This is a genomic window from Klebsiella sp. CTHL.F3a (genome assembly GCF_019890895.1).
Lineage (GTDB): Bacteria > Pseudomonadota > Gammaproteobacteria > Enterobacterales > Enterobacteriaceae > Klebsiella > Klebsiella grimontii.
Genome location: NZ_CP082360.1, coordinates 1,305,082 through 1,318,648, shown reverse-complemented (window position 1 = coordinate 1,318,648; position 13,567 = coordinate 1,305,082). Strand labels below are relative to the sequence as shown.

Here is a 13,567-nt window from a genome sequence, read left to right as displayed (position 1 = left end):
TCTATTGATAAGCGCGGGCCTGAAAACCACCCGCCGTCGCAAACCTGATAAGCGCCATCAGGGAGACAGGCGCTACTGCATGCTGACGCGAAGCGCCGCCGCCGTCGCAAAAGGGCTTAACGTTGCGCTGCCCGCCAGCAGCGCGCCCAGAATCGCCATATACCCCTCAACGGGCAGATGCATAGCCGCCGCATCCATCGCGGCGGCGGCAAAAATGAGTAACGGAATCGTCAGCGGCAGAACCAGTACGCTTAACAGCACGCCGCCGCGCTTAAGCCCGACGGTGAGCCCCACGCCCGGCGCGCCGAGGAATCCCAGCGTTGGCGTCCCTAACAGCAGGGTCAGCGCCATAATTTTCCAGCCATAGACGTCCATGCCCAGCAGCAGCGCCGCCAGCGGCGACAGGATCAGCAGGGGCAGACCGGTCACCGTCCAGTGAGCCATCACCTTAGCCAGCACCACTGCCGGCAACGGCAAAGGCAGCAGCATCAGCTGTTCGAGGCTGCCGTCCTGAAAGTCGTCGCGAAACAAGCGCTCCAGCACCAGCAGCGAGGAGAGCAGCGCAGCGACCCAAATAATGCCGGGCGTCAGCCGCGCCAGAAGCTGCGGATCCGGACCAATAGCCAGCGGGAACAGGGTGATGACCATCAGAAAAAACCACAGCGGATTGGCGATTTCCGCGCGATGGCGAAACGCGACCCGCAGTTCAAGACAAAAAATCCGCCACATCACCGTTCCGTCCCCTCGCCGCTCAGCGCAATGCGCCGTATCCTGCCGGACGCCGCGGTAATGGGTTGATGGGTGGTGAAGATAACGATGCCGCCTTGTTCCGTGTGCTGCGCCATGCGCTGAATCAGGCGCTCGACGCCTGCCGTGTCGACAGCTGTAAAAGGTTCGTCGAGGATCCACAGCCGGGCGCGGGTCAGCCAGAGACGCGACAGCGCCACGCGCTGCTGCTGACCGGCGGAGAGCTGGTTAACGGGAGTATCGTCGTAGCCGGCAAGCCCCGCCTGTTCCAGGGCCTCCCGGCATTGAGCGATATCGTCGTGTTGATAAAGAAAGCGTAGATTTTCCAGGGCAGTCAGACGGGCTTTGATTCCCGGCTTATGGCCAATCCACAGCAGGTTTTGCTGGTAGCCGTCGCGCACGCGATGCAGGGGTTGGCCTTGCCAGTAGATTTCACCGGCATCCGCGCGAGCCAGTCCGGCGAGCAGGCGCAGGAGGGTCGTTTTCCCCGCACCGTTGCCTCCGGCGATCTGCACCCAATCGCCCGGCGAAACGCTGAATGAAAAATCCTTCATCAGCGTCCGACCATCGCATTCGCGGTACAGTTTAATGGCCCTCAGCCAACTCCGGGAACGTTCGCTCATCGTCATACCGTTATTGCCCAGGCTGATATGGCGTATAGACACCGGTCAGGCTATGCAGAAAAGCGACAATATCATCGATATCTTTTTGTGCTAATTCAGTACCGACCTGATAGCGCAGCATAAGTTTTACCGCGCCATCAAGCGTCGGAACATCACCGCGATGGAAATAGGGGGCGGTGAGAGCCACATTACGCAGACCCGGCACTTTTTGGCGTAATTTATCACGAACTTGTTTAGTCACATTCATTCGGCCAATATCAGCAGCCGTTATTTCGCCAAAATCAAAATCACGCTTCAGCCCCAGAGGTTCAAAAGAGCGGCCGCCGAGAATAATACCGCCGTGACAGGTAGCACATTTATTATCCTTAAATAGCTGATAGCCATGTTTTTGTTGGGCGGTCAGAGCGCCTTCATCACCGCGCAGCCAATTATCAAATGGCGCATCGGGGGTAATTAATGTTTTTTCAAATTCAGCGATAGCATCAGTAATGCGTTCACCGCTAAAACCTTGCGGGTAAACGGCTAAAAAATCCTTTTTCAATACAGGATCTTTATCCAGTTTATTAATAATATCTCCCCAGGATTTTGATGCCATCTCAATGGGGTTTAACGGCGGGCCACCGGCCTGTTCCTGCAGCGTTGACGCCCGACCGTCCCAGAATTGATCAATATTAAAGACAGCGTTAAATACCGTTGGCGCATTAATTGGCCCAATAGCCCCCCCTACGCCAATGGACGTTTTTCTGCCATCTACCCCGCCCGCGTTTAAGGCGTGACAGTGTGCGCAAGATATTGTGCTGTCGCCCGATATTCGCGCGTCATGATAAAGACGAAAACCCAGCGCAACCTTCTGCTCATCGACGGGCAGTTTTTTAGGGATCGGCTGGAGAGGTTCATTACGATGCTCCGCGGCGGTATCCGCGCTGGCGTAGTAGCGCTCGCGCTGGTGCTTTATCCAGTTGAGTATCTCAATACGTTCGCTGTCGCTCACACTGCCGGCCCAGTGCAGCGCGACGTAACGCGTGGGCGGCATCGTTTGATGCTGCATAACCCACTCAATCTTGTTTAATTCACTTTGTGAAACGGGTTTATCGTCAATCAGGGAGGTACGCACGGATTGCAGGCTAAAGGATTTGTATCCCAGCCGCACATCATAATCCATCAACTGTTTGGCTACGGGAAAAGAGGCGTAAAAGGGCAACGCCGCCGCTGGCGTATGGCAGTAGTCGCAACCTTTTTCACTAAAAAAAGAGAGAACTTTATTATTTTCGTCAACCGCCGAGAGTTGCTGCTCGTTTTTTTTAATACGCTGATTGTCGTAATACCAGATATAGCCTGACAACCCTAAATAACATAACAAGCCTGCGGTAATGACAGAGGCCGTAATGGTCGCAATTTTCTTCATAAGATCATTCCTTTGAGGCATTGCAGCTGAGATAATGACGTCTTATACTTATAATTTCACGTAACATAATAGCGGTGAAAGCACTGCGTATATTGATTAACGTCAAAACCCACGACAGGCAGGACCTATAGATATAATAAGCCAGCCCTATCATCTAAATATTATCCCGCACCTCACTCCGGGGATAAAAACTCACCCACACATATTTCCTTTTATCTTATAAAGGTTCATAAGCGGATGTGAGGGATCGCATTAACGAGATCCATCACCTGAAAAAATGAGATATGAATTCTATTTCATGCAATCAATTCACATTTGAAAAATGCTGTCGTGACAAAAATAAAGAGCGGAAAAATACTTCCGCTCGCGTTTAAAAAGCGAAGCGGCTTATCCTCTTAATGTTGGACGCCTGCCGAACAATAATGCGATCAGCGCAACCACAACCGGCACCAGTGACCCCCACAGCACGGCATTCCAGCCGAAGAGATTCATCAATGCGCCGGAGGAAAACGAGCCAATCATCATGACCCCGAAGACAATAAAATCGTTCAGCGATTGCACCTGGGTTTTCTCTTCCGGGCGGTGGAAATCCATAATCTGCGCCGACGCGCCGGTAAAGCCGAAGTTCCAGCCAATGCCGAGCAGAATAAGCGACAGCCAGTAGTGCATAATGTCGATACCGGCGAGGCCAACCATCACCGACAGCACCAGTAGAATCAACCCTGCAGCGTTAATACGCCGGGCGCCGAAGCGATTAATCAACTTGCCGGTAAAAAATCCTGGGCCATACATGGCGATCACGTGCCACTGAATGCCCAGATTCGATGCCTGCTGCGAGATACCGTGCATGTGCATGGAAAGCGGCGCGGCGGTCATCAAAAAATTCATCACCATATAGGAGATTGCGCCGCTGAATACCGTCCGGGAAAACCCCGGCTGGCGTACGATTTCGCCCAGCGGACGCCCGCCAGATTGGGTCTGCGCCACCGGCGCGGCGGTTTTTACCCCCAGTAAAACCAGCGCCGATAGCGCCGCCACCAGTCCCTGAGCGATAAAGGTCATTGCGAAGGTGTGTGGTGGCCACAGATTCATGGTGCCGGTCACCAGCATCGGGCCGATAACCCCCGCCGCCACGCCGCCCCCCATAACCAGGGAGAGCGCCCGGGCGCGCCGCTCGCCGCTGACGCCATCAGTGGCGGCAAAGCGGAAAGAAACCGCCACCGCCGCATAGGCGCCGCCGAAAAAGGCCGCGATACAGAATAGCCAGAACGAACCGAGCACCACCGCCAGCGCCGCCAGCATTCCCGTCAACACACCGGCCCCGGTGCCGGTCATAAAGACCGTCTTGCGTCCGCGCCGTCTGGCCAGTTCGCCAAACGGCAGTATGCAGGCCGCCATACCCAGCACAAAAATGGTGACAGGCAGCGTTGCCAGCGTCGGTACGGGCGCGATGGCGTTGCCAACAATCGCCCCTGTGGCGTAAAACACCACCGAGTTTGCTCCCGCCAGCGCCTGTGCCGTCGCCAGGCGAATAATATTCTGGTTTTGCTGCCCGACGGGCAGCGTTATCTCAGCGCTCATGGACTCTTTTATCCTGAATTCGTTTTCGTTATGCCAATACCCTGACTGACATAATGAACGTAATCAGACATTCCGACCAGCCATCACGCCGCCATCAATATCCCAAACCGCACCGGTCACCCAGCGGGTGCTCTCGCTGAGGAGAAAAGTGACGGTCTGCGCGATATCATCAGGCGTGCCGACGCGGCCAACGGGATGGAAGCCGTCAAAGCTATTCATCACAGCCTTCACATCCTCTTCAGGAATAAAGTTTTCATAGATTGGCGTATGCACCACCGCCGGAGATACCGCATTGACCCGAATACCGCTACCGCCCAGCTCAATCGCCAGGTTTTTCGTCAGCGCATGCAGCCCCGCCTTCGCCATGGAGTATGCCGAGGACGGCGTCGCGCCGATGGCCTGCTGCGCCCACATCGACCCGATATTCACAATCGAGCCTTTGATGCCGTTGACCAGCATATTGCGCACCACCTCACGGGTGATAAAAAACGTCGCGCGGTTGAGATTCATATACCGATCGTAATCGGCCATTTCATGTTCGATAAACGGCTTCGGGAAGAAGACGCCGGCAGCGTTGACCAGCAGGCTGATATCCTGATGCTCTGCATTGATGTTCGCCATGACCTGCTGCATACCGGCCTCGCTCATCAGGTCGGCCACGAGAATATCCACCTTACCGTATGTCGCCAGCGCCTGACGCGCCTGTTCGGCCTTTTCCCGACGATTGCCCACCAACACCACGCTGCCGCCATTCTCCACCACCCGTTTGGCCGTCGCCAGCCCCATACCGCTGGTCCCGCCAATCACGAGCAGTTTTTTTCCCATAAACGTCGTATTCATCATTCACCTCTTCACGGTTGCTTGTATGGCCTCAGCATGCCTGCCCTGAACCGCGCTGACGAATGAGAAGAAATAGTCCTGCAGCAAAGAAAATCTATCTTGATGGCCTATACTGAGGCGAAATTTGACTGAGGGATATCCAGCATGCGATCGCTTAACCGACTGAAATGGCTTCACGCTTTTGAAGCCACCGCCCGCCACGGCAGCTTTACCGGCGCGGCGCGCGAGCTGGGGGTGACCCCCGCCGCCGTCGGGCAGCTGGTCAGGGCGCTGGAAGAGTGGGTCGGCCATCCGCTGCTGCACCGCACCCGTGCCGGTAAAGCGCGTCTGACCCTGGTGAGCGAGGCCCAGGAAGCGCTGCAGGATATTACTCAGGGACTGGATAAGCTGGAGAGCGGGCTGAATAAGCTTCGCGGCCGCCGGGCGCGTTCGGTGGTGGTGATCACCGCCTCGCAGGTGCTGATGATGAACTGGCTGATGGAGCGCTTAAATCGCTTCTCCGCCGCCCATGAAAATATCGACCTGCGCCTCAACGTTACGGAAAAGCTGATGGATGTGGCCCACGGCGAAGCGGATTTAGGTATTCGCTGCGGCCGCGGTGACTGGCCCGGGGTCGATAAAACCTGGCTGATGGATGAAGAGGCGTTGCTGGTGTGCAGCCCACTTATCGTCCCGGCAGACAAAACCACCTGCGGCGAGTGGCTGGCGGCGCAAAAGCTGATTCATGATGATACGCCGCATCCCGGTGCCAGCTTTCCCTCATGGGAGGATGTGCTGGCCGCGGCTCAGGCCCCGACGGCGCGCGATAGCGGGATGCATATCGACTCAACGTCGGCGGTTATCCTTGCCGCCCTCAGCGGGCGCGGCGTCGCCCTCGTCCGCCGGGCGTTGGTAAGGCAGCACCTCGCCACGGGGCAACTCGTCCAGCTACAGGCCACCCGCCGCTGGCCGCTAACCTGGTCCTACTACATCGTGACGCCGCAGCATGCGATCATGCGTCCGGAAGTGAAGGTGTTTTATGACTGGCTGCTTCACGATGTACTGGCGGAAAACCCGATGCGCTGATTATCTTCCGCCAGATCCGCATAGAAAACCTTTATTGCTTTATGGTTTACCTGGTCATGAATGCGCCACTTCTGCTTAAGCACATTTTTATCCTGGCTATCCAGCCACTGGTTTACTTTCTCCAGCAGCTGCGGGTTATCTTTATTCATCATATAGACTTTAAAGCTCGCGGTTCCCGGGAACGGCGTCTCGTTAGCCACGCAGAATACGCCCGGTTCATTGCTCTGGTAATAGACGCCTTCGATCAGGTCGGTCACCATCATATCCGCCGTTTTCTGCCGCAGCGCTTCAAGGTTATCGATATTGTTTTTCACCCGGATAATTTGCGCATGCTTGATATGTTCATCAACAAAGCTTTGGTTGGTTCCCCCCGGATTCACCACCACCTTCACGTTCGGCTGGTCGATTTTTTCCAGGCTACCGAGGGCCGGCGCTGCCGCGCAGTTAGCCAGCGCAATTTTGCCGTTCGGCACCACCGGCTGGCTTAACGCGAAATCTTTCGCCCGCGCCGCGGTTTCCGTCACCCCGCCCATGGCGATATCAAACTTGTCGGCCTTCAGATCGGCGGAGAGAGTTGGCCAGCTGGTCGGCACGAAGCGCACCTTCAGGCCAAGGCGCTTGCCGAGATCTTTCGCCATATCCACATCGTAGCCCAGCAGCTCTCCGGCTTTATTGTGAAACGCCAGCGGCGCGTAGTCTCCCGGCACGCCGACTTTAAGTTCGCCGCTTTGTTGGATGCTGTTCATGTCGCGCGCCTGAGCGCCAAAGGCGATGGCGGCAATGATGAAAGCAATACCTGACTTCAACTTCATCTTTTTATCCTTGTCCAAATGTGAACCGTTTCTGATTACACCGCGCTGCGCGGCGGATGCTGTTTATTCGCCATAAAATCTTTAATCATGGTCGCCGTCAATACCGGCGGCGAAAAAGCGGACAGCGTCCCTTCAGCGACGCGCCCGGCGAGCAGCTCGCAAAAGCGTTCAACCTGATTAACCGGACAAACGGCAATATCCTGGGCAGAGTAACGCCACCAGCGTAGCGCCAGCAGTTGCTCGATAATCGCCTCGCTAAAGCGCATGCGGATGACCTTCGCCGGATGACCACCGACGATGGCGTACGGCGCGACGTCTTTGACCACCAGCGCGTTGGCGGCAATCACTGCCCCATCGCCAATCGTGATGCCCTGCGCCAGGGTGACATTCTGACCAATCCACACATCGTTGCCGATGGTTATTGGCCGGGGCGTTTTCTCAAAAGGGTAAAACTGGTTGGGCCTGCCGCTGTCGGCTGCCAGCGTCGCCATCACGCCAGAGTGATGAGCATAAAAAACCGGGCTGGCGCTGGCCCACTCCAACGGATGCCGGTCGCCCAGCACCTGTAGCCGATCGGCAATCGAGGTGTAGCGCCCTACCCTGATGAGCGCTGGCAGCAGGGTTCGCGTATAGCTAAAAGCACCCAGTGAGGCCAGCCGTTCACCGCAGCGCCCCCAGTAGGTGGTATAGGCCTCGGTGGCCAGGTTTTCCGGTACATCGATCGGCAGGTCATCACGGTAAAAGGCGTGGGCGCAGACCAGTTTCTGCCCGCCGACAAAAACGCGCTGCGCCTGCAAAAGAGGCTTAAGCTCACCAAAGGCGATTTTCATTTTCGATTTTCCCGCACATAAGTACTCCCGGTCAGCCGCTTAATCTCTCGATCATTGATAGCGTACCGATCCGCTCACTGTGCGAAAAATCGTTATGACATCTCTTTTTTGTGAGCCGCAGCGCGAAAGCGACGGTCAGTTATACTCCAGCGCAAACGTCACCATGCTATTGGCGGTACCGGCGGTTACCGCGTCATCCGTCTGTATGTACTGGGCGTTGAAGTTGATATTTTCCGCCGCGCCGGCGCTGCTGGCGGTAATTCGCTTGAGCACAGGTAAGTTGCTGGCTTCGTTGATTTTGACGCCGGTTCCGACTGCTGGCGCCGGGGCGCTGTTATTGCCGTAGGTCAGCCTGACGCCCACCCCGCTCGCGGAGGCATTGTCTTTGCTGAGCGCCAGGGTATCCGTCCCCCCGGTTTGCGTCGTCACGCCAAAAAAACCAATACGGATATCGGTCGGCGTGGAACAGAAGACCGGAATGGAGAAGCTCCTGGCGCTGCCGCCGACGGTGTTTTTGCCTTTAAACTCCGCTTTATTTACCGCGCCGAGGCTGACGTGAATATTCGCGGTTGAGACCTGACAACTGCCGCTGCTGCCGATATCGACGTTCAGCGCGGCCATATCGAGAGTGACCGGCGGGCTGGCGACAAAAGCGGCGCTGCTATCGGCCTGCTGCTGAATAGTCAGTTCACCAATCTGCGGCTGCGCCGGAACGTTAGCGTGGTTACCGCTGGCCAGAGCGACCTCGCCGGTCTTATAAAACGTCACGAAGACTTTCACCACAATCTGCTGCTGCGTCAGCAGGTTAGCTATTTCATTGCTGTCGCAAACCGTCACGGACTCCGCGCTACCGGCCGCATGGCTGCCATCAATCACGCGAATGGCGCCGCCGCTGCACTGAAAGCCCAACGTGTAGCCCATGCCGTCCAGCGCGGAGGGAAAAACGTGCTGGCCGCCGATCGACAGGGGCGATGAGGCGGTTTTAAGCTGCCGATACACCAGACGTTTAGCCGCCGCTTTCGGCAGTTGAAGATCGCAGGTGAAATGAATCCCGCTGCCGTTATCCGCCATCACGCTGGTCATCTGCGTATTCAGCGGCAGCGTAGGCAGATACTTAATATTCTGGACGTTAACGGTCATCTGACCGATATCCCCTTTACAGGTTTCCGCCCACCCGCCGTGGCTATAAATCCCGGCCATCAGTAGCAATAAAAACGATACTATGCGCAAAATCACCTCAGTGCTGACCTACTGGCAAACGCCAGAGACGGTTTTTACCGGACTCTGTCCCTGCTGTACGGTATCGGTAAGATGGAAATGCAGCGCGCATTTCCGCGAGATATTGTCGGCGTTCCAGGCAACATCAAGCGTCCCTTCTTGCGGGATACCGCTCAGATAGACCTGCCCGCCATCAGCCACCATGCCGCCCGGAACCGCGCCTTGCTCGTCTTCAGCCTTACGCAGGCGAACGCTGGCGCCAAACGGCAGCGGACCGCGGCTATCGCTGAGCGTAAACAGTACTCGGTTGCCGATATGGGTCTGATAGTTTGCCTGCACCACCGCCCCGCCGCCGGGGATCACCGTCTGTCCTTCAAGTTCAACATCGGCATCGTCGGCCAGCGATTCGGTATCGAGCGTAATGGTGTTTTTGCGATACGCCGTCAGCGAGGGCACCACCGCATAACCCCGCCAGTCGGTATGCACGTTGCTGCCGTTTTGAATCGCCACATCGGCGGCTCCCGGCGCTCGTACGATGGCAAAGCTATCGCCGACGGTCTGCCCCAGCGTCACGCCATGAGGATGGGCGACGATGGAGCCCGCAGCGCCCCAGGTCAGCTGATGGCTTCCGCTATCCTGGCGATAGCCGAGCTGCGCGGTTCCGTAGCCGCCATGGTAATCCAGCGATGCGCTGCTGTTACTGCCCTGTCCGCCGTTAGCGTAGCCCTGCTGAAGGGAATAATAGAGATGGGGATTACGCGGAATCGAACCGTACAGCGACGCCTGCTGCGAGGTGCGTCCGTTATTGTCGGAAGTGGTGCTATAGCTAATCGCGCTCTCGGCAAGCGGGCCGCCAAGCGGAATGCTCAGGTTGAAGGACCATGAGCGATCGGCTTTTTGGCGATCGGAAGACTGGGTGTAGTAATAACCCACGCCCCACGAAACGCCTCGCCAGGCGCTGTAAAATCCGAGATGGATTGTTTCATCGCGGCTTTGGCGGTGCCAGTACTCCTGTGACCAGGCGGAAATCGCCAGGCTACTCATACCGCCAAACGCCTGCGATACGGAGATTTCCTCCCGGCTGCGCTTGTTGTCCACAAGGCCATTGCGGCTTTCAAGCGCGTTGGCCTCGCTAAAGTCGTAATAACCGCCAGAGGAGTAGCGATAGCTGGCGAGGCTAAATGAGGTGCCGGTTCCGGCAAAATCCTTCTGGTACTGCACGCGCAGCGAGTGGCCCGCCGAGCGCTTTCCCGAAGGCGTTTTGGTATTCGCCCATGTTGCATCGCCCCCAAGCGAGCCCAGCTCGCCAAAACCACGTCCGACGCCGAGCGCCCAGGACTGGTAATCCTGCGCCAGCTGGCTACCGCCGTAGAGCGTGAACTCGGCCGGCAGCCCATAAAATAGCGTCCCCTGCAAAAATGTCGGCGATGGCGTCTGGCTCTGCCCCGAATGGTAGCGCCCGGCGCTCAGGCTAAATTTCACTCGTCCTTCGCGCAGCATAAACGGTACGGCTGAAAAGGGCTGGGTAAAGGTCCGCACCGAACCGTCGCTCTCTTTAACCTGGACTTCGAGGTCGCCGCTTTGCGCCGTCGGATAGAGATCGTTAATGGCGAACGCTCCCGGCGAGACAAACGTTTCATAGATAACGTAGCCATGCTGGGAGATGGTGACTTTCGCATTGCTGTGCGCCATACCGCGGATCGTCGGGGCAAAGCCGCGCTGGCTATCCGGCAGCATTTCATCATCCGACATCAGCTGAACGCCGCGAAACTGCACGCTGTCGAAAACGTCGCCGCTCGTAAAAGTATCGCCCATCCGCAGCAGGCTTTTGAGTGACTTCAGGTCGCGCTGCAGCCAGGTGCTCTGTGAATTCCAGCGCCGGGTCCGGTCATACTCCATCGACGAGACGTTACGCAGTCGCCAGGCGCCAAAGTTCACTCCGCTGCGTAAATTCAGGTAGCTGGAGCGGCTGTTGTCATCCGACTGCCGGGTTTGCGACCCGGTCAGGTTATAGTTAACAAATGCCGCCGGAATCCCCTCATCCCAGCGCGCCGGATCGACGTACCCGCGGCTTTGCACGTTCATTGCCGCCTGGGGAATGCTTAAGTTCAGGCGCTGAGTGGCGAAGTCAAAACGGCTGCTGGCATCAGGGATATAACGCTCGATGCGGGTGAACGGCTCTCCCTCATGCAGGGTATTAAACGCCGGGAAAGCGCTGACGTTGACGCCATATTCCGCCAGCTGCGCCGGGGTTAACTGCGGCTGCAGCGCGCCGTTGCTGTCGACAAATGTCACCTCGCTCTGGGCTATTTCCTGGTTATTTACCCAGATGCTGACTGGATATGTCCCGGGCTGCTGGCCGCCTGTTTTAGCAAAATAGTGTAAATCAGCGGTCTTTTGCTGCGGATTGGCAAATTCTAATGCCGCCGGATCAAAGTAGTCCTCCGCCCGCGCGATACCGCTTTGGCATAGTAAAATAAGCGCCGTCGGCAATAATAAAATCCCACCGGTTGGCGCAGCGATCGCCGAATAAACGGAAGTCATACCCGAGGTTGTATTTTTCACAATATCCTGACCAGGCCAAACAAAAATTACTGTTGCGCGTAATCCGTAATACCACCGAAGTCATTAATGGCGCGCCATTTGACTGCCCCGGAATGAGTAATTGGCCACTCTTTATGGTCAAGGGGGCCAATCATGCCGGGTTCGGGAATTTCTGTCGCGCCAACCGAAATAACAAAAAAGGAGACAAAATAGGGCGTCGGATTTTGGGCAACCAGTCTGGAACCTTCAATTTTAAACGTCAGCTTGCGCCATGCATCGGCAGGCTCCCCCGGGAGACCATTCGGACGATAGAAAATCTTAAATTTTGATTTAATATTAACCTGAAGCTTATTCGCTTCATCTTTTTTCGTGGGCGCAATGCTTTTTACGTTGAGCCAAAAAACGGATTCGCGATCGGTGGGCAGCGTTCCACCAATATAGTTAATACGCAATACGTTCTGCTGTTCGGGATCGAGACGGAAAAGCGGCGGCGTCACAATAAAAGGCACGCGGCTTTTATTGTTTTCCGCATAGTTTTCCACCCACGATTGCACCAGATAAGGTGAATGAGTATCAGCGTTGGTGACCGATATTGCGGCTTCACGCTTCCCTTCCTGATAAATAACACGGGTTCCTCCCATGACAATACCGGCCTGTGCCGCAGTTGATAGCAATAAAAAGGCTATCGCGGCGATCGTTCGTTTCATAATGACTACCGTCCGGGAATAATAAAAGCGGGTATCGCTACCTGAAGCTGATAAAAAATCTGCAGAAATGATGCATCCGTATTTCAGCCAGGCAGCGGCCCAGCATGGGAAGCCATAAATAACCGCAGCTTTACCCGCTTTTAGGGTATTAGTTGTAAATCATATTGAAGTTGGCCGTACCGTTGGCAGAACCGGCGGAAACCGCGCTGGTTGAGACATAGTCGGCAAAGAATTCCAGATCGGCGGTACCTGTTGCCGCCCCGCTCGCGCCAGCGGTAACGCTGTGGCCACGTGATACGGCGCCGAGATCAACCGGTGTTGACTTATCGTCTTCGTAAAGCTTTATCGCCACCCCGCTTGCGGTACCGTTAATCGCCAGCAGATCGCTATTGTTGGTATCACGGGTACCGTCAAACAGTACCGAGACGGTGGTGACGGTGGAAGGACAATCTTTTACTTTGATATGGAAGGCGGTTTTCGTCGTTTCAGAACCTGCTCCGGTAAAATAGCTGCTCGCCCATTTTCCCAGATCGACGCTTTGGTTCGCACTGGTGCTATCGACATTACAAGAGGAGTCAGTAATGGAGCCGGTAAATTCTACCTGACCGCCCGTGCCCTGCGTTCCCGCACTAAAGCCGGGGTTAACGGTCATTACTGAACTGGCCGATTGTGAAGGACTGGATAATGCGCTAGCGGAAACCAGAGCACCGACAAACATTGCCATAATACGAAATTGCGTTTTCATTATTCATCTCATCTCTAACTTATATTTTCGACAGATTGAGCGCGATGGCTTAAGCCTCGGGCTAATCTGCGTACAGATCCTCCATGTTAATAATATTCGCGTTCCGTCCGCAGGATAGCAGGCAGCAAAAAACTGAGCTGCTTATTCGAATCTTTTATTAAAAAAGAAAGTTACTTCGGCGTAATTGATCAACCATTCATTAAGGGAACAAATAAATACTATCCTTACCCATTACAATTCGCAATATTTTGTTATGTTAATGAAATGCTGTTTTATTTTACATATAAGAATAATATTCAAAACATTGCGCCGTTTGTTAATTAACGCAACCAAAAATCACGAGACAACAACATTAAAAATCAACATCAGACAGTGTAATTTAACAATTACCCTAGAATTTACCGCGATTTTTCGGCAATCATTCTGTGAGCGGACCGTGAATTTACACAA

11 protein-coding genes and 1 pseudogene are annotated in these 13,567 nt (G+C 55.4%); 1 reads left to right on the top strand and 11 read right to left on the bottom strand.

Going from position 1 to position 13,567, the window contains the following annotated elements; translation table 11 throughout:
• Positions 1-72: 72 nt before the first annotated feature.
• The 5 genes from ccmB to K7H21_RS06315 all read right to left on the bottom strand — a co-directional run bounded on the left by ccmB (position 73) and on the right by K7H21_RS06315 (position 5,196).
• Positions 73-729, bottom strand: coding sequence for a heme exporter protein CcmB (ccmB, locus tag K7H21_RS06335; RefSeq protein WP_223035655.1), 657 nt, complete (start codon positions 727-729; stop codon positions 73-75).
• Complete coding sequence (gene ccmA, locus K7H21_RS06330) at positions 729-1,370, bottom strand: cytochrome c biogenesis heme-transporting ATPase CcmA (protein WP_032741933.1); 642 nt, start codon at positions 1,368-1,370, stop codon at positions 729-731. The genes ccmB and ccmA overlap by 1 nt, the downstream gene beginning before the upstream one ends.
• Before the next feature lie 10 nt (positions 1,371-1,380).
• The gene (locus K7H21_RS06325; RefSeq protein ID WP_087828904.1) at positions 1,381-2,775 is read right to left on the bottom strand and encodes a cytochrome-c peroxidase; all 1,395 of its coding nucleotides are present in this window, start codon (positions 2,773-2,775) and stop codon (positions 1,381-1,383) included.
• Between the two features lie 387 nt (positions 2,776-3,162).
• A complete protein-coding gene (locus K7H21_RS06320) occupies positions 3,163-4,356 on the bottom strand; it encodes an MFS transporter (protein WP_087828903.1) in 1,194 nt (397 codons plus the stop codon).
• Positions 4,357-4,419: 63 nt separating this feature from the next.
• A complete protein-coding gene (locus K7H21_RS06315; protein ID WP_004123898.1) occupies positions 4,420-5,196 on the bottom strand; it encodes an SDR family NAD(P)-dependent oxidoreductase in 777 nt (258 codons plus the stop codon).
• A 144-nt stretch (positions 5,197-5,340) separates the two neighbouring features.
• On the opposite strand from K7H21_RS06315, the gene K7H21_RS06310 reads away from it, so the two are divergent.
• The gene (locus K7H21_RS06310; protein WP_049114725.1) at positions 5,341-6,261 is read left to right on the top strand and encodes a LysR substrate-binding domain-containing protein; all 921 of its coding nucleotides are present in this window, start codon (positions 5,341-5,343) and stop codon (positions 6,259-6,261) included.
• A 59-nt stretch (positions 6,262-6,320) separates the two neighbouring features.
• Here the strand turns inward: K7H21_RS06310 and K7H21_RS06305 are convergent.
• From K7H21_RS06305 to K7H21_RS06280, 6 genes and pseudogenes are all read right to left on the bottom strand, one after another.
• Positions 6,321-7,073 (bottom strand): annotated as a pseudogene (locus K7H21_RS06305) (transporter substrate-binding domain-containing protein); the annotation flags it as partial.
• A gap of 35 nt (positions 7,074-7,108) precedes the next feature.
• On the bottom strand, positions 7,109-7,903 hold the full coding sequence (locus K7H21_RS06300; RefSeq protein ID WP_112167337.1) for a CatB-related O-acetyltransferase: 795 nt from the start codon (positions 7,901-7,903) through the stop codon (positions 7,109-7,111).
• 135 nt (positions 7,904-8,038) lie between these two features.
• On the bottom strand, positions 8,039-9,103 hold the full coding sequence (locus K7H21_RS06295) for a fimbrial protein (protein WP_049114728.1): 1,065 nt from the start codon (positions 9,101-9,103) through the stop codon (positions 8,039-8,041).
• A gap of 48 nt (positions 9,104-9,151) precedes the next feature.
• Positions 9,152-11,686: a fimbria/pilus outer membrane usher protein gene (locus K7H21_RS06290; protein WP_004123911.1), complete on the bottom strand. Its 2,535-nt coding sequence runs from the start codon at positions 11,684-11,686 to the stop codon at positions 9,152-9,154.
• A gap of 26 nt (positions 11,687-11,712) precedes the next feature.
• A complete protein-coding gene (locus tag K7H21_RS06285; protein WP_004123915.1) occupies positions 11,713-12,372 on the bottom strand; it encodes a fimbrial biogenesis chaperone in 660 nt (219 codons plus the stop codon).
• 148 nt (positions 12,373-12,520) lie between these two features.
• Positions 12,521-13,117 (bottom strand): fimbrial protein, encoded by a 597-nt coding sequence (locus K7H21_RS06280; RefSeq protein WP_004123918.1) that lies wholly within the window; start codon positions 13,115-13,117, stop codon positions 12,521-12,523.
• Positions 13,118-13,567: the final 450 nt, after the last annotated feature.